Origin of the sequence: Pseudomonas sp. GX19020, assembly GCF_023371075.1 — a bacterium.
Taxonomy (GTDB): domain Bacteria; phylum Pseudomonadota; class Alphaproteobacteria; order Rhodobacterales; family Rhodobacteraceae; genus Pseudogemmobacter.
Genome location: NZ_JAMCCR010000015.1, coordinates 37,068 through 54,251, shown reverse-complemented (window position 1 = coordinate 54,251; position 17,184 = coordinate 37,068). Strand labels below are relative to the sequence as shown.

The following is a 17,184-nucleotide window of genomic DNA, read 5'->3' as shown; positions in this document are numbered from 1 at the left end:
CCGTTGCGCCCGGCAAGGCCTTGGGCTAACACCCTGGGCGGAACAGCAATATGAGGCCTCCCATGTCGAGCACGCCGTCTGAAACCGGACCCCTCCGTCTTGGGATTGCCGGCCTCGGCACTGTCGGCATCGGTGTGGTGAAAATCATCCAGCGCGAGGCCGAAACCCTCGCCGCACGCGGCGGGCGCCCGCTGGTGGTCACCGCCGTTTCAGCCCGGGACCCCAAGAAGAACCGCGATGCCGATCTCTCGGGCTATGCCTGGGAAACCGACCCCGTTCAGCTGGCAAAACGCGATGATGTCGATGTTTTCATCGAGGTGATGGGTGGTCATGAAGGCGCGGCGAAAGACGCGACGGAAGCCGCGCTGGCGCTTGGCAAACATGTGGTGACCGCGAATAAGGCGCTGCTTGCGCATCATGGCCAGGCGCTGGCGGAACTGGCCGAAAAAACCGGTGCCGCCCTGCGGTTCGAAGCGGCTGTCGCCGGTGGCATCCCGGTGATCAAGGCCCTGACCGAGGGCCTTGCCGGCAACCGCATCAAACGCGTCATGGGCGTGATGAACGGCACCTGCAATTACATCCTGACCCGGATGCAATCGGCCGGCCTGCCCTATCAGACCGTGTTCGAGGAAGCCCGCCAGCTGGGCTATCTCGAAGCCGATCCGAACCTTGATGTCGGAGGGATCGATGCGGGGCATAAACTCTCGCTCCTGGCCGCCATCGCCTTCGGCACCCGTGTCAGCTTTGACAAGGTCGAGCTGGAGGGGATCGGCAATGTCTCGATCGACGATATCAACCTTGCCGATGATATGGGCTACCATATCAAGCTGCTGGGCGTGGCGCAGATGACCGGGCGCGGCCTGGAGCAGCGCATGACCCCGTGCCTCGTGCCGGCGGAAAGCCCGCTCGGCCAGCTCCAGGGCGGCACCAATATGGTCGTGCTCGAAGGCGATGCAGTCGGCCAGATCGTGATGCGCGGCGCCGGGGCCGGCGAAGGCCCGACCGCCAGCGCGGTGCTGGGAGATGTGATCGATATCGCGCGCGGCTATCGCCGCCCGGTCTTCGGCATCCCCGCCACGCAACTGGCAGATCCGGTGGCGGCACGTTCGGCAACGCCCGCGCCCTATTATCTCAGGATGCGGCTCCAGGACAAACCCGGCGCCCTGGCCAAGGTTGCGACCTGTCTCGGCGAGGCCGGGATCTCGATCGACCAGATGCGCCAGATCAACCAGCCCGATGCCGATGACGGCGATGCGATTGTGCTGATCGTCACCCATAAGGCGGCCCCCGCCGATGTGAGCCATGCCCTGTCGCAATTCAATGCGACCGGCGTGCTGGTCGAGCACCCCGTCGCGATCCGCATAGAAGAAGTCTGAAAATTCATCGCCGCCGCTGCTTTTGCGCTACCGCGCTTGCGGCAGGCGGCGGTGGCGGCTAAGCCTCGGGTTAACTCCACGCCATCAGGGATATCCGCAAAATGGCCGATCAGGCTCAGTTCCAGGACCGTATGCTCTCACTGGGCCTTGCCCGCGTTTCAGAGGCCGCCGCTTTGGCGTCCGCCCATCTGATCGGGCGTGGCGATGAAAAAGCCGCCGACCAGGCTGCGGTCAATGCGATGCGCGATCAGCTGAACACGCTTGATATCAAAGGCGTCGTGGTGATCGGCGAAGGCGAACGCGACGAGGCGCCGATGCTGTTCATCGGCGAAGAGGTCGGCACCGGGAACGGGCCGGAAATGGATATCGCGCTCGACCCGCTGGAAGGCACCACGCTGACCGCAAAAGACATGCCGAACGCGCTGACCGTGATCGCGATGGCACCGCGCGGCACCCTGCTGCATGCGCCCGACGTCTATATGGAAAAACTGGCGGTCGGCCCCGGCTACCGCCCCGGCGTGGTGACGATGGACATGACACCCTCCGAGCGGATCTCGGCGCTCGCGGCCTCGAAAGGCGTGTCGACCGAAGACATCACCGCCTGCGTGCTGGAGCGCCCGCGCCATGAGGCCCTGATCGAGGAAATCCGGTCGACCGGCGCCTCGATCCGGCTGATCACCGATGGTGATGTGGCCGGCGTCATGCATTGCGCCGAACCGGAAGTCACGGGCATCGACATCTATATGGGGTCGGGTGGCGCACCCGAAGGTGTGCTGGCGGCCGCCGCGCTGAAATGCATGGGCGGGCAGTTCTTCGGCAAGCTCCTCTTCCGCAACGAGGATGAAAAATCCCGCGCCCGCAAGGCCGGTATCACCAATTTCGACCGCGTCTATACCCGCGACGACCTCGTGCGCGCCGATGTGATTTTTGCGGCGACCGGCGTGACCTCGGGCTCGCTCCTTTCCGGCATCAAGCGCGAACCGGGCTGGGTGACGACCGAGACGATCCTGATGCGGTCGAAAACCGGATCGGTGCGGCGCATGTCCTATCGCAGCCCGCTGCGGTAAACCGGGCCAGGGGGGCCAGCCCCCCTTCTCCCTGCGGGAGAATCCCCCCGGGATATTTAGAGACAGATGAATGCCATTTTCATCTGTCTCCGGACCTTTCCGATGGCTTTCCGACAAGAGATATGGTGTCGGCGCGGCCGGATCAGGCCCTGATCGGCACTCACAGTGACGCCGCTTGCGCCCCTGTGAACAGGCCCGTGGCGGCGTGGCATTCCGGCGATCTCAGCTGACCTTGCCCCTGCTTTTATCCGGCGCGAGCAAGACACCGGGCTTGAACCTGCCTGTCTCTGTACGGGTCGGGCAACGGGGGCTTTTGCAGAGCTTTGCGCGTGGCCCGGGGTCAAGGAACGGGAACGGGGTCTCGTTCAAATAACTCAACACGCAGATAGTCACTGAGGCTCTCGAAGAAGGCATGTCCTGGTTCGGCTTTCCGGGCGCCATATTGCAGCAGTCGATCTTACAATCATCGGCGAAGGCCTGAACATGTTCCAGGCAAACCCGGTATCCTTCCTCCGTGAAGCGCAGCTCCTCCCTCGCCTCCGGCATCAGTTCAGGCCCGCCATCCTCTTTGGCCAGATGTTTGCGTTCCTGCTTGCGCATTTTCAATCGCTCGGGCCTGAGCCAGCCCACTGATCACAAGGAATAATGGATCGCTTACCTCGACCAGCCAGGGCGGCACAGTCGGGAGAGATGGTGGCGCAACCACAGGCACAACGCGTATGCTCACCCCAATCCTGGCCCATGATGGGGGGGCCGATGTTCCGGCCAGGATATGCGCACCCGGCTGAGGTCCCGGCTGCGATCTGTTGTACCAGGTCTCTCGCAATGCCGGCTTCCACGTTCAGAACCGCATCTTGCTGCGTATCGGCCGCCGCCCGCCCCGCGATCTGCAGGCAGCGCAGTTGCGGAAATTCGACGCTTTCCAACGGGCGCTGATCTCCGGTCGGCGCCCTGTTGTCGGATACCATCCCGTGCATCCGCGCCTCAGACCGCCCCGCCGGGTCCGGGCAAGTTCTTCGGTGATAACATGGGGCAGCGATTTCCCGGCATCCTCCACGGAAATCACGTTGCGCGTCAGATCATCGCACACGCGGGCACGCTCAACGGTAAATTTATGAGAGATAGTATAAGTTTCCGACCGGGCCTCGGTGTGCAGAATCAGCTGCAGCACGTCGACAGGCGCAGATTGCCCGGTCACCCGCCTGCGTCAGCAGAACACGTTCCCGCCGCAGGCCTCCGCCGCCGCATCTGAAATGACCGAGATTGCCGGATCTCCCCGAACACCCTTGAACCCGGCCCCGTTTTCCGCCAGCCATGAAGCATGTCACAAGATCATGCATTTCTGGGTGTCGCGGCCTCTCTGAACGGGCGTCGCTGGGTTGGACCTGACGCAGCCGCAGAACGGCTTGCCGAAGCGATGGGGCAACAGACCCGCCTGCCATTGCCGCTTTGTCGCATTCTGACCGCCCGGGGCATTGCCGCCGAAAACGCAGAGGCCTTTCTCAATCCGCAACTGCGCGATCTGCTGCCCGATCCGCGCCGGCTGAAGGATATGGAGAAAGCGGCGGCGAGATTTCTGGCCGCACTTCAACGGCGCGAGAAAATCGCGGTTTTCGCCGATTATGATGTCGATGGCGGGTCTTCGGCTGCGCTGCTCCTGATCTGGCTGCGCGAAATGGGGCATCAGGCAACCCTCTACATTCCCGACCGCATCGATGAGGGCTATGGCCCTAATATACCCGCGATGCAGGCGCTTGCGCGCGACCATTCTCTGATCATCTGCGTTGATTGCGGCACGCTCAGCCATGATCCTGTGGCCGCTGCCCGGCCCGCCGATGTGGTGATCCTCGATCACCACCTTGGGGCCGAGACCCTGCCGGAGGCGCTCGCGGTGGTGAACCCGAACCGCCAGGATGAGGATGGCAGCCTTGCCCATCTCTGCGCCGCAGCGGTCGTCTTCCTCATGCTGGTCGAAGCCGGGCGCCAGCTGCGAGAAACGGGCCATAAAGGCCCGGATCTTATCGGGTTTCTCGATCTCGTAGCCCTCGCAACCGTGGCGGATGTTGCCCCATTGACAGGCGTAAACCGTGCCTTTGTCCGCCAGGGTCTCAGGGTGATGGCGCGACGCGACAGGGTGGGCCTGCGCGCGCTTGCCGATGTTTCCCGCATGGATCAGGCGCCGACGGCCTATGCGCTCGGCTTTCTGCTGGGCCCGCGCATCAATGCTGGTGGCCGGATCGGCGAGGCGGATCTTGGCGCCAGACTGCTTGCCACCGCCAGCGAGACCGAGGCCCTTACTCTGGCGAAGCGGCTGGATGATCTGAACACGGAACGTCGCGAGATCACCGACCGCGTGCGTGAGGAGGCCCTCGCGCAGGCCGAGGCGCGCGGCACAGAGGGGCCGCTGGTCTGGGCGGCAGGTGATGGCTGGCATCCCGGCGTCGTCGGCATCGTCGCCGCACGGCTGAAAGAGGCGACCGGCCGACCGGCCGTGGTGATCGGCTTCGACGGAGATCACGGCAAGGGTTCCGCCCGCTCCGTGCCCGGGGTCGATCTCGGTGCCTCGATTCACCGGATCGCCGCCGAGGGGTTGCTGGAGAAAGGCGGCGGCCACAAAATGGCGGCAGGGCTCAGCCTGACCCGCGCCATGCTGGAACCCGCCATGACGCGACTCGCCGAATTGCTGTTGCGGCAGGGCGCTGGCGGGACCGGCCCCGAGATGCTGCGAATCGACTCGATCCTGCTGCCCGTGGCAGCAAATGTCGAATTCGTCGAACAGATTGCGCAGGCCGGTCCGTTTGGCGCCTCGGCACCGTCGCCGCGATTTGTGATTCCCTCCGTCGCCTTGCAGGGCCGCAGAATCGGCAGCTCGCATCTGAAACTCACCATCCGGGGTCAGGCCCAGGGCCCCGAAATCATGGCTTTTGGCGCTTTTGACGGCCCGTTGGGGCCACAGCTGGAGAACAGCGGTCACCGGCTTTTCCACCTTGCGGGACGCCTGGAGATCAACACCTGGGGCGGAAAATCCAGAGTTCAGCTGCGTCTGGAGGATGCCGCAGCAGCTGATTGAGAATTTTGTTATTTTTCCTCTTGTGCATCCTGTGAGCGCCGACTAAACACCGCCTCACAGAGACGCTGGGACGAAAAAGAACAGCGACGAAGAAGAAAGTGGCCCGTTCGTCTATCGGTTAGGACGTCAGGTTTTCAACCTGAAAAGAGGGGTTCGACTCCCCTACGGGCTGCCACTTCTGCTTTTATACCAACAAAATCAGCAACCTAGCATTCGAATTTGTCCCACTGTGTCACACGGCGGTCGAAAGTGGGACACTTCTGTTCAGCTTCTGGTCCCGGTCAACTTTGCCAGCGCGGACTCCGCGCGGAGCCTTTGCGATGCGGCCTTTGCATAGCGCGTAACCTCCTTACTGGTCTGGTGGCCGGTGATAGCCATGATCTCGAATTCGGTGCAGCCCAGTTCCGCGAGACGTGCGGCAGCAGCCTTCCGAAGGCCATGCGTTGAACAATCTGACAGTCCTGCCTTATCGCACCATTCCCGCATCCGATTGCCGAATCCTGCGGCGGTAAATGGCTTCCCATATGCCGTAGCCAGATAAGCCAGATCCCCTGTCTTCGAGGCGTCGATAATCCGTTGCAGTTCCGGGATGATCGGAATTTCAAGTCGCACCGGAGAATTTTCGCGCCCCTTGAACTGGGTAAAAGTCAACTACCCGTCCCGAACATGCTGCTTCCCGAACTGCACCAGATCAGAACGCCGCTGGCCGGTGTAAAGCGCCAGAGCCAAGGCCAGTCGCGCCGTGGTGCCAACCGGATGAACTGACTCGAACTTCTCGATCTCATCCAAAGTCCAGGAGTGGTAGCCGTCACCCTTGGATTTCAACTGCTCCACATCTGCGGCAGGATTCTGCGACAGATGCTCATACTGCACCGCGAACTTGAACACCTGCTTGATAGCTTTCAGCATGGTGTTTGCGGCCTCTGGCGTTGCCACCCGTTCAATCTCGGAGTCGTCAATGGCATCGCAGATCCCGCGCTGATATTCCCAGATTCTTACCTTGCCAGGCAGGGCGAGACCGTGGCGGGGAAATAGATGTTCGCTTCAATCCACTCGGCCAATGGCTGGACGGGCAGCGGTTTCAGCGCCTGCATGGCCTGGTGGCGAACCTTAATAATCGAATTCATCGGAACTGTTCCCCTCGGCCAGATCGGAAAGGGCAGCGGCCAGTTCCCGGTTGATTTCCTGAATGTCATGCGCAGTGAGGTGCGGCAGGCGTGACCCGATCCGCGCCGGGGTTGCCAAAATCGCAGCGCGGCAGTCGCGCAAAATTCTGGACCACTCACGGGACACGGCTGCGGCGTCCAGAAGATCACCCCTGCCCTTGGCATTCGCTATTGCCAATTTCTCGGCGGTCTCGCACTGCACCGGTAATTTCTCAGCATCGATTTAAGTTATACCTTTTGCGGTGCCGATTTTTGACTCCTTGGTGCGAAGCCTGCCAATATAATTCGCCAGGCTCTGGCGCGTGTCGATCAGGCGATCTTCGCGGATAAAAGTTTGATCTGCCAGCTTGGCGCGACACGCGCTTTGTGATATTCCGAGAAAATCAGAAAATTCGGCAAAAGTCATCCACGCGGCGAAGATCTCGCTGTAGTCGGGACCATTCATTTTCTGCACCCCAAATTCAAAAAATTCTGTAAAGCTAAAAGCCTCGGGGTCCATGGCCCTCCCGGCGTAATTGTTCCAGAGGGACCCATTTTCCGGGATAATGCGGGTACTCGATTGTTCAGCCGCTTATTTTCCATGGCTCTACTCAATTTAACTGATTAACTGGACATGGCAGGGTGGCAACATGGCAACATCCCTAAGGGACATGTTGCCTTTTGTTGCCTTCAATATTCATATTCATCCTCCTGGAAATCCGCCGCTGTAGTCCGGGAAAATATGCGTGGTGAATATTGACCGTCCCGGAAACCGATTATCCCGCGCTCTATGAGGGCTTCGACAGCGCGGCGGAAGGCGATCTGTCTGCTTTTGATATTATCGGAAGCAGACACTTCCCGATTATTGACACAGGAGTCGCGCCAGTCTGCTTCAGCCACGGTTCCGGTATCAGCATCTCGGGCCAGGCGTTTGAGTTCTTCCAATGCAGCGGCGGCGGGCTTGGAAAGCGCCCGTTACCGTGGTGCTGAATTATCGTCGCCAGCATAAGCGGCGCGGATCTCGTCACCGTCTTCATCATGCCCCAGAACTTTCGTGGCTATGCTGAACCGGATTTCACAATCGGTTGAGCCGTTCCTGTTTTTCGAGGGTCTGCCGAACACGGTTTCCCCGTCCTTGGTAAGGTGCAGGCTCATGTCCAGGGCACCGTTCAGGATCGAGTGGCCCCGTGGCAATCCATCCTTGGATTTGGTATCGTGATGGATCAGGATCACCGCCGCGCCCCATGCGGTAAGGGATCGTGCGGCGGAAACCACGCGGCCCATAGATGCGGCGCCATTCTGTTCCAAACCGGCGAAGGCCATGGCTAACGTGTCGATGATGATCAGGCCGGGTTTCTGCTCCTGGACTGCACGACACAGCCTCTTCACCTCCTGGGGATCTAGAAGATTGCCGCAATTCAGGACCAGCTTGAAATCCTCGGCTTCGCCGTGTTCCTCACAGAGCGCGGCAACCCGGTTCTGCATCCCGTGGCTATCCTCGGCGGCGACATAGAAGACAGGCGCTTGCCTCACCTTCATGTCGAACACCGGCCTGCCTTGTGCCACCGCGTAAGCGAGACGCGGCCCCAGAAGCGATTTCCCGGCCCCTGGTTGCCCGACGATAGCGGCAACGTCACCCCGCCCCAGAAGCCCCTTTACGATATAGGGGCGCGATCCCCGGCGCTCCCGACACTCTCCGGGGGTGATGAACTGGAAAGCGCGATCCTGGCCCTTGGCCTGCCTCTCCCTGCGGTGTTCCAGCAACTCGGCTTCGGCTTCCTCGGGATCATCCATGAAGTCGGCAGCGCTGCAATCCACCGGCCCCAGTTTGCGGGCCTCTGCGAACTGGGTTTCCGCGCTGATCTCGCGGCCTGAGTAATTGCCGAAGCTGCGCCATGCCGCTTTTGTATCATCTGAGTTATAGGACTCATGTTCACGCGCCCAACGACCCCAGAGGCTAAATCCATCTGAACCCAGGGCGGAATGAACCGCCATGCCTACCCGTAACCAGTCGTCTCTTGACTCATATTCGTTCGGGATACGGTTCATGACTCCCGCGATTTCATCCTCTGTATATTCGACCTCGGAAGGTTCAGGACTCAACCGATCGGCAGTTTCAGGGATCAACTCTTCTGGGAATTCCGGAAGCGAACCACAACATAGGTGCATTGAAAGCGTGGCGGCATCCCGGCGTGAACCATAGAAACAAACATATCCACCATCTGCATTGGTGTCTAAGCCTGACCCGATTTTTCCAGCATTGGATCTAATACCGGGAGAGTGGTTGAAATAGACTTGATCTCCACCACTAATAGTTTATTGCGTGAATACTTCCCATGGCCGGAATTCGAATTCTATCCGTTTCAAGGAATTTCACCCGTTCTTTCCCTTCTTCACGTCTATATCGAGAACCGCAATTCCGTTTATTTTACCCGTGGCGATACCTGGAATTGCGCCAGGGAAATCAGACCACCACTCCCGGATCTGATCTGGATCACAGCTTGCGGCCTTGAAGCCACCGCGAACCAGCGGGCTTTTATCCTCAGGGCCACAGGGGAAGATCCTGATTCCAGCATCGGCCAATTCAAGCGCGACACTGAGGCGTGAATCATTGGCGCGGGCGGGCGATTCGTATTGACGTTTTACATGGGAAATGGGACATGGGACATTCACTTACCTTAAAGGCTACGGAATCTTTAGGCTTATTCTTAGGTCTGACTTAAAAGGGGATGCTGACGCATCCCCTTTTTCATATTCAATAACACCTATAAGCGGAAGGCCCCAGCTTCTCGATACAGTTGCATTCCGCCAGGATCTTCCTGAAAGTTTCAATAGCCTCGGACTCGGAGTCATCCCCGATCCGGCGCAATCCCCTATTGAAATATACCTTTTCAATGACCCCGTTATTTCGTTTAACAAGAACCATGAAAGCCCGATAGCTTGGGGTTGCATCGGAATCGTCCAATCTTGTTGCTCTTCTAACCCTGCAATTGCGACCGGGATTAGATCTGAAGAGTTCATAATCTTTTTGATATGCTTCCAACATCTCTGTTCCTTTTGATATTATGCTGGCGCTTCGATCTCAGGTTAATTTCAGATCAGGACTCTAGACATGACAGGGCCTCCCTTGTTACAGGGATCGTGTCGGGTAATGTATTGCGGGTAGAATATACCAACCATGGCCTTAGAATTTGCTCCAAATTAGGGAGCCAAGCCGCTGATCCAGTGGGACAAAAATCCTGAAAAATCTTGAAAAGTATGAAAATAATCGGCGCCCACCTCCTCATAACTAATTGATTTTTCATACTTTTCTCACCCCCCTACGGGCTGCCACTTCTTAATATATTGCCCCCACAGATCAAGCACTTATAAGATCAGCAAAGACTAGCTCCCAAGCTATCCCCCAATGTACCATTTCGCGGCATGGTGGATGTACTGCGCCTCTTGCGTGGCGTCGTTAACAGTCCGGCAAAAATATGAAACAATTTCTGAGGCTGAATCGGGGGCGCGATCCCGATTTCGCGTCTGGCGACTCCCCTGCGAATTGGTAACACCGGTTTAACTAGCTGGTTCAGCGCAGCGCCTACCTGCCCCGCACTTCAAGCCTCCTTATCCCCTTAGAAGCCCCATAGATGGCTCCACCCCTGCCCCACTACGCGGACCTCCACTACCGCACCCTGCCAGGCGCTTCATTAAATGGCCGCGGGCGCAAGCTGTGTGATGTCCACTTGCCGGGGCAAATGTCGAAAGAGCCCATTCCAGACGGTCGCGTTATGCCTGTCTCGGCCTGACAAACCGCTGCTCCATGACTTCGCGCCCCCACTGGCTACCCCGTCGTTCCTCAGCGAGGACAAAACCGCTCGCTTCGTAAAGATGGCGCGCGGAGGTCAGGCTGCTGAATGTCCAGAGCTGCGTCTGCCGGAACCCCTGCGCATCCGCAAAGGCCAGGGCGGCAGACAGGAGCTTTCTCCCCGTGCCCGTGCCCCTGAGCGCATCATCTACGATAAACCAGCGCAGATGCGCGATGTCCTCGCCCATATCCTCCCCGTCGATCGCGATAGACCCGAGTATCTGTTCGCCCTGCCGTGCTGACCAGATTGCGTTTCTCGGATTGTCGATCCGGTTGCAGAACTCCGCCAGCCCGCCCGCGACGACAGCCTCGAAACGGCGTCCAAATCCGGAGGCCTGCGCATAGTAATGGGCGTGCATCTGGGTGATCCGGGCGATGAGGCCCGTGCAATATCCGAGCATTACCTCAACCGCGGGCCCGTGCTGCCCTTTCCGACGACCGGAGAGAGCCGCAGAATAGATGGACAGCCCGTCGAGAACGAGGCGATCCTGCCCGGGTTCAAGCTGTTCCAGCGCAGCAAGAATCTGATCGCGCGCAAAGGCATGGATATCACTCACACGCCTCCGGCCAGCCTCCGTCAGCGTCAGGAGCTTCATGCGCGCATCCGTGTGGCCGCTTTCCTGCGCAACATCGCCCGAAGCAACGAGCTTCCGGAGCATCCTGCTGACGCTTGATTTTTCAAGTTTCAGCAGGGGCGCAAGCTCGCGTGCCGTTAACCGGCCGGCATCTATCTCGATCAGCGCATGGACAGCGGAGGGAGGAAGATCCGTGCCTGCGAAACTTCCCCCCATGAAGCCGAGTTCCCGGACCAGCTGGCGGGAAGCGAGCCGCAGATTCTGCACGAGATCTTCAGGAGGAGTCATCATGGCTCTCAAATTAGATGCATGATGCAACTAATTTGACGCACTGCGCAATGTCAACAGGTGGGTCGAATGACCACAATGTCCTGAGTGGATGCCCCCTGCAAAGCATGACTTTTATGACTGCATGGCGTTCTGTCAGAAACGGTCTTGTGTCCGGCCTGTTTGCGCAGCTCAACCGACCGCTGGCCCCGATGGTTTCTGCGTACCAGTTCACCGTTCTCGCAATCGGACAATATGTGTCCTGGACAAAGCCCGGGGGATCATGATGTTACGGCTGACTGATTGCCATCACTTCATGGCTCTTGCTTTCTCGCTGTCTGCCTGTCGCTGTCAGGCGGCTCTGATCTTGTAAGGCTCGTTATGACTGAGGATGGCCCAGATGATCCTGGCTGTTTTGTTGGCCAGCCTGATTTCCCTATTGCTTTGCCGGCGAAGTTCCGGATTTCCGCTACGACTTCTCCAGAGCATTGTTCCGCCGCCAGCTGCAGCTGCGAACCACGCGCCAAGGTCACATCAGCGGTGGTCAGCAGGGCTTTGCCACCGGGGTGCCGCTTGGCCCGGTCGTGGTGTTGGCCGTCATGAAGCGCATAATGGCGGCACGGAACGCAGCCCAATCCGCCGGGCCATCAATTGCACCCGTGGCGATGCCATAGATTGTCGCGCAGGGAATGACGCCCAGGGGTTGCCCGCTGGCGCCGGGAAAAATGGCCTTGTCCAGCTCTGCCGTCATGGTGCCTCTCCTATTACGGCGGCTTGCAGCTTTCAGCGCCTCGCCCGATTGCAGCAGGGCATTGCGGGTGCCGCAGCACCGGCATTTCCTGCCATCCCGCTCAAGAATGACATGGCGCATCGCCCCGACAAGCTCCCCGCGACGGTAGCGGTCGCCAACGCCGGCCACCGCGCCGCGATCAGTCGGAGACGGATTGTTTGCGAAAGTGCCGAGGGCTTCCAGTCGCCCGGTTTCGGGCCAGTGGAATGTCGCTGCCGACAAGGACCGGGATCCGCCCGGGTAGATGCCGCGGACGCAGGGCCTTCACGGGCGGGCAGCTGATCCGGGGAGACTTTGGCACTCAACCATTCGTCGACAGTGACCAGCACAGAGCGATCTTCGGTCGAAACCCGTCCGTCACACTTGCCGAGTCCGGAGAGGAGAGCGTTTCTCCCTGGCATCGCCCTTTTCGCGGCCCTATGCCGCCCGCTCATCCATGATTGCGAAGGTCGGAGCGCCGCCGGGGACAGACTTGCCATCAGCTGCGCTCAGCGAAGTTTCGGAACGGCCTGGGGTGAGCAAGCACTTGCTCTGTGCCTGGAAGCGCCAGTTCGCGAGGATGGCGCGGGGAGACACCGAGAGGAAGGGCGAAAGCGGGCACGGATTGGTGCGTCGGCGCAGACGGGGGGCCTGGCGTCCCCGTCCTGTGCGCCCTAGCCCTCTTCCGAGGCCGACCAGCGCAACCGCAACAGCCCCGGCTCGGCTGCAATGCGTTGCACCGCCTGTTCCAGCCGGGTTTCGACAGTTGCGTCACCGCTGACGGTGGCAATCAGTTCCACCGCGTCGCCCGCCTCACGCAGCTCGATCCCCGTCAGATGCAGCCCGCTCAGCGCGAGCGTGCCCAAAAGCAGGCTGCGGGCCTGCGCCTCCTGCGCCGCCGGCACCAGAATCCGCACAGTGAATGGCCGATGTCCGGCGCCTGCAGCCCCCATCCGACGCTTCATCCACTGAACAAATGGCCGCAGCGCGAAATTCACGAATACCACCAGCCCCGTGGCGACCAGGGCGTAATCCCAGTGGCCTCCGCCCGCGAGCAATCCCACTGCGGCGGCGCACCAGAGCGTCGCGGCGGTGGTCAGGCCATGGACATTGGCCCCGTCACGAAAGATGATCCCGGCGCCCAGAAAGCCGATCCCACTGACCACCTGCGCTGCCACGCGGCTGGGGCTCATATCGCCGTCGATCAGGGTGGAAAACACCATATAGGCCGCAGCACCAAGGGCCACCAGCGCATTGGTCCGAAGCCCGGCTTTGCGCTGCCGGATCTGTCTTTCCATTCCGATCAGCGCGCCGCAGGCCACGGCGACAGACATATTGGCAGCAGCGGCAAGCAGATCGGCAGGCATCGGGTGCTCCCTCTGGGGAGGGCAACGTTACGCCATCACGCGCCACCTTGTCACCTGTTTGTGACGATCCCCCCTCCTCCGGGAGGCAGGTCATGCGAGGGAAGTGATAAGGTTCGTGTCGCGGGCCCGGGCGGCATGTAAGCCCTTCGCCGACGAAGCGAGCTTTCAGAATTTCCGGTCTGTCCTGAGGTGTCAGGCAGCCCCGTTTGCCCATGACAGGAGCCTCGCCGTGAGGTGCGTCGCGAAATCCTCCGGCAACACGGAACCGTAGGCTGGACCGGCGACAAAGCGCCCCGCCAGGAGACGCGCCCTCCTGGCAAACGGCGCCGCGCGGCAGCGACCGCAGGGCGCGTCCCGGACGAAAAGGCGGACCACCTGGAACCTAGACACGCCGAAACCGGGACCGGCCGCTTTAAGGGATTCTGAGGTCAGGCCTTGTGCCGAAGCGCCGCTTTGTTTCTTGCGGGCCGCCATTACCCGCTGGATTTCCGCGGGAGTCGCCGGACGGGCCAGATGTTCGGCGAGGTTGCATGGCGTTTTCTGAGAAAAATTGGTCAATGGCGTCTGCAATACAGCCAGCCGCCAGCACGCTGGCTGACAGATCGGGGCGAAAACGCCGGCCCGATACACAAAAACGCCCGGAGCCTTGTGCTCCGGGCGTCTTTTCTGTCTTCCGACCTTCCACCATTTTAACCGCGTTTGCGATCCGGCCCGAGCAGTAAACGCCAGCAAGACCGGCGCAGGATCGGCGATTTCGGCTGAGCAGATTGCCGTTTCAGGATGGGCCGTGGTTCGTCTCGGAGATCCGTCCCGACAGAACGGATCAAAATATCAGGCGAGCTTGATGTTGATCGCCGATTCGCGGCCATCGCGGCCTGCTTCGATGTCGAAGGTCACTGCCTGACCATCGTCGAGGCCACGGATGCCAGCGCGTTCCAGCGCGGTGACGTGAACGAACACGTCCTTACGGCCACCCTCTGGAGCGATGAAGCCGAAACCTTTGGTTGCATTAAACCATTTCACGGTGCCGTTGGCCATCGTGATATCCTTTTCTGATACATGCCGCCCACAGGAAGTGACAGCCCGGCACAAGCGATTATCGAAAACTGCGCCGAATGGATCAGGGTTCAAAAACGTAGATGCAGGCGATTCTTACCACGAAAGCTTGCCTGTGGCAAATCCCGGATCCTCCTGCCCGCATCCCGTCGGAAGAAACCGGCCGGTTGCAGACTGCCCTTGCAGTACCCATATGGGCGGAATGATAGAAACAGACTGGGGTAAACCCCTGCACATCGCCGTCACCCCCCAGGGTGATATCCAGAAATTCACCACAATCGAACAGGCGCGGTACTGGCTTCGTAAGCGCTGGCCGGTCGAAGACGAGGCGCGGACCACAGCGCTCACCCGGATCGAGGCCGCCATGGCATGTATCGGAAGCGTTGGCTCCGCCAGGCGGGCCTTCCTTGCGGCAGCCAGTTCTGCCGGGTTCAGAACAGAAACCCGCGTCGCCTGAGGTTTGAAACGAGAGGTCAGAGCCGCCCCTGAATGCAGAGGGCGGCTTTTTCGTCTGGGCAATCTTCGGGGCACGAGATCTCCGGAAATATTGCGTTTAATTCCGGATCAAAGGGGGGGCCCAGGTGTTCAGACCCGACATCTGGTTGATCAGTTCGACCTGGCCGCCCTCGGGAAAACGGTCCCCGGACTGTTTTCTGATCCTCGCGGTTCCAGGGATGGTTTGGCCGGGTCAGCCGGTGTTCGATACCGCCTCGCCACGGTTTCCCGAACCGAAGGCGTCACAACGGCTTGACCTCGCAGATCATGTCGAAACGCATTTTCCGGGAGGTGGCGGTGGTTCGATTGCGGGGCTGACCGGCAACCTGAAAGCCCCTCGCTATTGTCTCCCGGACCTGTTCAGACCTCACCGGGCCGAACAGCGCTGGTGTTACCGGTCATACTCCGCCAGGGCGAGGCATCAGGCCGGAATCTTGCACCCGGTGATCAAGCGCCCATAGCCTACCGCCGCGCGCTTCGATGCGCCGTGGGAGTGACCCTTACCAGCCGATATCCTCAGCCATGCAAGAAATCAGATCCTTGCCGGTGAAGGTAACCGGCAACCTGGCGATGCATTTATTGAGGGCCTTGTCCGTTGCGACGGAGTTTTCAGCGCTCTTCTCCTGCAAATACTCGGCCGCTGCTTTGACCGCTATATCAGCAACGTCGCCGGGGCGCTCGCATTCCTTGCGGGCGGTGTACAGCCAACTGGTGACGAGGTGCGCCTGGAAGGCTTGCGCAAGAGCGTGGCCGCGCTGCCCGATCAGGTGCTTGACCGGCTGATCTCCGAGAATGCCGACCGCACGATTGCCTCCCTGACGCGCCTTGGTCGCATCTGATGGCAAAGCACCGCGACCCTTTGACCAAGGATCTGTTCGAATGGGACCCGCCCAAGGTTTCCGTCGGATATTTCACTGAGGTCACAGGTCGCGGCCCCCTCGATAATCGCATCGCCCGGATCATTGGCCAGGCGCTGCGGGATGCCCGTGATGACGGTCTCAACCGAGCCGAGGTCGCACGCCAGATGACGCTCTATCTGCGCCGCACGATCTCGGAGGCGATGCTCAACAAGTGGTCCTCGGAGGGTTCTGAGGATCATCGCATCCCACTGGACGCCTTCATCGCTCTTGTTCATGCCACCGACGCCCGCGAGCTCCTCTGCTTTGTGCCCGGCGAGTTCGGGATGACGGTGATCGAGTCGGAATATGCCGTAATGATCAAACTTCATCTGATCCGCGAGAAGAAACAGCAGCTGGAAGCCCAGGAGCAGGCGCTTGAACGCGAGCTGATGTCCAAGGGGAGGTCGCGTCGATGAACGATATGACCTTTATGGGCACTCAGGAATATTACAGCGCAGCCGAGCTGGCGGATAAGTGCCGCTGACCTACGAGCAAAAGGCGGTCGAGAATCGGGCGAAGGGCCGTCTTCGCCGCGTCGATGCCAAACGCGACAGCATCGAGGCCGAACGCGATGCCATGTTGATGATCGATCACCAGCCCCCGTTCAGGTCGCAGGTTTTATCGATTTGAAGCCTGCATCAGAGCCGGTTCCCGTGGCGATTGCTATGACTAATTCGGTGGCAGCGGCTGACCAGCCGCGCCGCCGTGGCTTCCGGTCGGATGAAGAGTTGGCGGCCTGGGCACTGCAAAACCCTTCCAAACTCACCCCGAACCAGATCCGCGTCTTGCGGGACTGCGTCAACGACCAGACCGAGAAAGCGGTCCTTCAGATGGCTGGCATCGACACGGAGACGCTTTGAACCCTCCTCCGTGCCGCTGCCTAAACCAGAAAACGTCAGGAATGAAGAGAGCACAAACTGAAACCGACCTTTTCCAAGGGGTTCAATCGCGAGATCCTCGAAGCCATCGCACATATCGAGCGCTTCGGTCTGCGCGCTGAGCCCGGCCCTGAAGGCGTGACGATGGAAGATATGGCCGGGCATGTCCTGATGAACGACCGGGCCACTTCCAAGCCGATCATTGTGCCGGTGGCCTGACATTGTTGATCTCCATCACCCCGGCCTCGCATCGACAGCGCTCCTGAAAAGCTTTCAGGAGCGCTGTGCCTGACAATCGACCAGCTTGCCGAATACCTGGACCTGACCAAACGACAGGTTTCGGATGCGGCATCGTGCCTGATCCGCCGTG

General features: G+C 60.2%; 19 protein-coding genes and 1 tRNA gene. 7 read left to right on the top strand and 13 right to left on the bottom strand.

Features of this window, described 5'->3' with window-relative positions:
* The first annotated feature begins 62 nt into the window (after positions 1-62).
* The gene (locus M3484_RS18890) at positions 63-1,376 is read left to right on the top strand and encodes a homoserine dehydrogenase (RefSeq protein ID WP_249498747.1); all 1,314 of its coding nucleotides are present in this window, start codon (positions 63-65) and stop codon (positions 1,374-1,376) included.
* Between the two features lie 101 nt (positions 1,377-1,477).
* The gene (glpX, locus tag M3484_RS18885) at positions 1,478-2,443 is read left to right on the top strand and encodes a class II fructose-bisphosphatase (protein WP_092898627.1); all 966 of its coding nucleotides are present in this window, start codon (positions 1,478-1,480) and stop codon (positions 2,441-2,443) included.
* 222 nt (positions 2,444-2,665) lie between these two features.
* Here the strand turns inward: glpX and M3484_RS18880 are convergent, their stop codons facing one another.
* Entirely contained in the window at positions 2,666-3,043 is a 378-nt protein-coding gene (locus M3484_RS18880; protein WP_249498746.1) for a hypothetical protein, read from the bottom strand.
* A gap of 721 nt (positions 3,044-3,764) precedes the next feature.
* On the opposite strand from M3484_RS18880, the gene recJ reads away from it, so the two are divergent.
* Together recJ and M3484_RS18870 are read left to right on the top strand one after the other, a co-directional pair.
* A complete protein-coding gene (gene recJ / locus M3484_RS18875) occupies positions 3,765-5,513 on the top strand; it encodes a single-stranded-DNA-specific exonuclease RecJ (RefSeq protein WP_249498745.1) in 1,749 nt (582 codons plus the stop codon).
* Positions 5,514-5,613: 100 nt separating this feature from the next.
* Positions 5,614-5,688 (top strand) — tRNA-Glu (locus M3484_RS18870).
* Between the two features lie 89 nt (positions 5,689-5,777).
* On the opposite strand, the gene M3484_RS18865 is transcribed toward M3484_RS18870, so the two are convergent.
* From M3484_RS18865 to M3484_RS18825, 10 genes are all read right to left on the bottom strand, one after another.
* Positions 5,778-6,164: a tyrosine-type recombinase/integrase gene (locus M3484_RS18865; protein ID WP_249498744.1), complete on the bottom strand. Its 387-nt coding sequence runs from the start codon at positions 6,162-6,164 to the stop codon at positions 5,778-5,780.
* On the bottom strand, positions 6,165-6,422 hold the full coding sequence (locus tag M3484_RS18860) for a site-specific integrase (RefSeq protein ID WP_249498743.1): 258 nt from the start codon (positions 6,420-6,422) through the stop codon (positions 6,165-6,167). It lies immediately after the preceding gene.
* Positions 6,423-6,508: 86 nt separating this feature from the next.
* Complete coding sequence (locus M3484_RS23710; RefSeq protein WP_283258505.1) at positions 6,509-6,640, bottom strand: hypothetical protein; 132 nt, start codon at positions 6,638-6,640, stop codon at positions 6,509-6,511.
* 262 nt (positions 6,641-6,902) lie between these two features.
* Positions 6,903-7,178 carry a hypothetical protein gene (locus tag M3484_RS18855; RefSeq protein WP_249498742.1) on the bottom strand — a complete coding sequence of 92 codons (276 nt, stop codon included), beginning with the start codon at positions 7,176-7,178 and terminating at the stop codon, positions 6,903-6,905.
* Positions 7,179-7,633: 455 nt separating this feature from the next.
* Positions 7,634-8,707 (bottom strand): AAA family ATPase, encoded by a 1,074-nt coding sequence (locus tag M3484_RS18850; protein ID WP_249498741.1) that lies wholly within the window; start codon positions 8,705-8,707, stop codon positions 7,634-7,636.
* Positions 8,708-9,031: 324 nt separating this feature from the next.
* Complete coding sequence (locus tag M3484_RS24050; protein WP_502942484.1) at positions 9,032-9,331, bottom strand: bifunctional DNA primase/polymerase; 300 nt, start codon at positions 9,329-9,331, stop codon at positions 9,032-9,034.
* 1,098 nt (positions 9,332-10,429) lie between these two features.
* Positions 10,430-11,371: a bifunctional helix-turn-helix transcriptional regulator/GNAT family N-acetyltransferase gene (locus tag M3484_RS18840; RefSeq protein WP_249498793.1), complete on the bottom strand. Its 942-nt coding sequence runs from the start codon at positions 11,369-11,371 to the stop codon at positions 10,430-10,432.
* A gap of 523 nt (positions 11,372-11,894) precedes the next feature.
* The gene (locus M3484_RS18835) at positions 11,895-12,362 is read right to left on the bottom strand and encodes a hypothetical protein (protein ID WP_249498739.1); all 468 of its coding nucleotides are present in this window, start codon (positions 12,360-12,362) and stop codon (positions 11,895-11,897) included.
* A gap of 431 nt (positions 12,363-12,793) precedes the next feature.
* Positions 12,794-13,486, bottom strand: coding sequence for an MgtC/SapB family protein (locus M3484_RS18830; protein ID WP_249498738.1), 693 nt, complete (start codon positions 13,484-13,486; stop codon positions 12,794-12,796).
* Between the two features lie 831 nt (positions 13,487-14,317).
* Positions 14,318-14,524 (bottom strand): cold-shock protein, encoded by a 207-nt coding sequence (locus M3484_RS18825; protein ID WP_092898656.1) that lies wholly within the window; start codon positions 14,522-14,524, stop codon positions 14,318-14,320.
* 220 nt (positions 14,525-14,744) lie between these two features.
* Here M3484_RS18825 and M3484_RS18820 point away from each other — a divergent pair, with 220 nt between their 5' ends.
* Entirely contained in the window at positions 14,745-14,999 is a 255-nt protein-coding gene (locus M3484_RS18820; RefSeq protein ID WP_092901834.1) for a DUF982 domain-containing protein, read from the top strand.
* A 538-nt stretch (positions 15,000-15,537) separates the two neighbouring features.
* On the opposite strand, the gene M3484_RS18815 is transcribed toward M3484_RS18820, so the two are convergent.
* Positions 15,538-15,882 (bottom strand): hypothetical protein, encoded by a 345-nt coding sequence (locus tag M3484_RS18815; RefSeq protein WP_249498737.1) that lies wholly within the window; start codon positions 15,880-15,882, stop codon positions 15,538-15,540.
* Here M3484_RS18815 and M3484_RS18810 point away from each other — a divergent pair.
* Positions 15,876-16,352 (top strand): hypothetical protein, encoded by a 477-nt coding sequence (locus M3484_RS18810; RefSeq protein ID WP_249498736.1) that lies wholly within the window; start codon positions 15,876-15,878, stop codon positions 16,350-16,352. The two genes, M3484_RS18815 and M3484_RS18810, sit on opposite strands and share 7 nt — an antisense overlap.
* Before the next feature lie 58 nt (positions 16,353-16,410).
* Entirely contained in the window at positions 16,411-16,566 is a 156-nt protein-coding gene (locus M3484_RS18805) for a hypothetical protein (RefSeq protein ID WP_249498735.1), read from the top strand.
* Positions 16,567-16,574: 8 nt separating this feature from the next.
* Here the strand turns inward: M3484_RS18805 and M3484_RS18800 are convergent, their stop codons facing one another.
* The gene (locus M3484_RS18800) at positions 16,575-17,036 is read right to left on the bottom strand and encodes a hypothetical protein (protein WP_249498734.1); all 462 of its coding nucleotides are present in this window, start codon (positions 17,034-17,036) and stop codon (positions 16,575-16,577) included.
* Between the last annotated feature and the right edge of the window lie 148 nt (positions 17,037-17,184).

Coding starts and splice junctions, on each gene's coding strand:
- M3484_RS18890 (WP_249498747.1), top strand. CDS start 63: ATGTCGAGCACGCCGTCTGAAACCGGACCCCTCCGTCTTGGGATTGCC.
- glpX (WP_092898627.1), top strand. CDS start 1,478: ATGGCCGATCAGGCTCAGTTCCAGGACCGTATGCTCTCACTGGGCCTT.
- M3484_RS18880 (WP_249498746.1), bottom strand. CDS start 3,043: ATGCGCAAGCAGGAACGCAAACATCTGGCCAAAGAGGATGGCGGGCCT.
- recJ (WP_249498745.1), top strand. CDS start 3,765: ATGTCACAAGATCATGCATTTCTGGGTGTCGCGGCCTCTCTGAACGGG.
- M3484_RS18860 (WP_249498743.1), bottom strand. CDS start 6,422: ATGCTGAAAGCTATCAAGCAGGTGTTCAAGTTCGCGGTGCAGTATGAG.
- M3484_RS23710 (WP_283258505.1), bottom strand. CDS start 6,640: ATGAATTCGATTATTAAGGTTCGCCACCAGGCCATGCAGGCGCTGAAA.
- M3484_RS18855 (WP_249498742.1), bottom strand. CDS start 7,178: ATGGACCCCGAGGCTTTTAGCTTTACAGAATTTTTTGAATTTGGGGTG.
- M3484_RS18850 (WP_249498741.1), bottom strand. CDS start 8,707: ATGAACCGTATCCCGAACGAATATGAGTCAAGAGACGACTGGTTACGG.
- M3484_RS18840 (WP_249498793.1), bottom strand. CDS start 11,371: ATGACTCCTCCTGAAGATCTCGTGCAGAATCTGCGGCTCGCTTCCCGC.
- M3484_RS18830 (WP_249498738.1), bottom strand. CDS start 13,486: ATGCCTGCCGATCTGCTTGCCGCTGCTGCCAATATGTCTGTCGCCGTG.
- M3484_RS18825 (WP_092898656.1), bottom strand. CDS start 14,524: ATGGCCAACGGCACCGTGAAATGGTTTAATGCAACCAAAGGTTTCGGC.
- M3484_RS18820 (WP_092901834.1), top strand. CDS start 14,745: ATGATAGAAACAGACTGGGGTAAACCCCTGCACATCGCCGTCACCCCC.
- M3484_RS18810 (WP_249498736.1), top strand. CDS start 15,876: ATGGCAAAGCACCGCGACCCTTTGACCAAGGATCTGTTCGAATGGGAC.
- M3484_RS18800 (WP_249498734.1), bottom strand. CDS start 17,036: ATGTCAGGCCACCGGCACAATGATCGGCTTGGAAGTGGCCCGGTCGTT.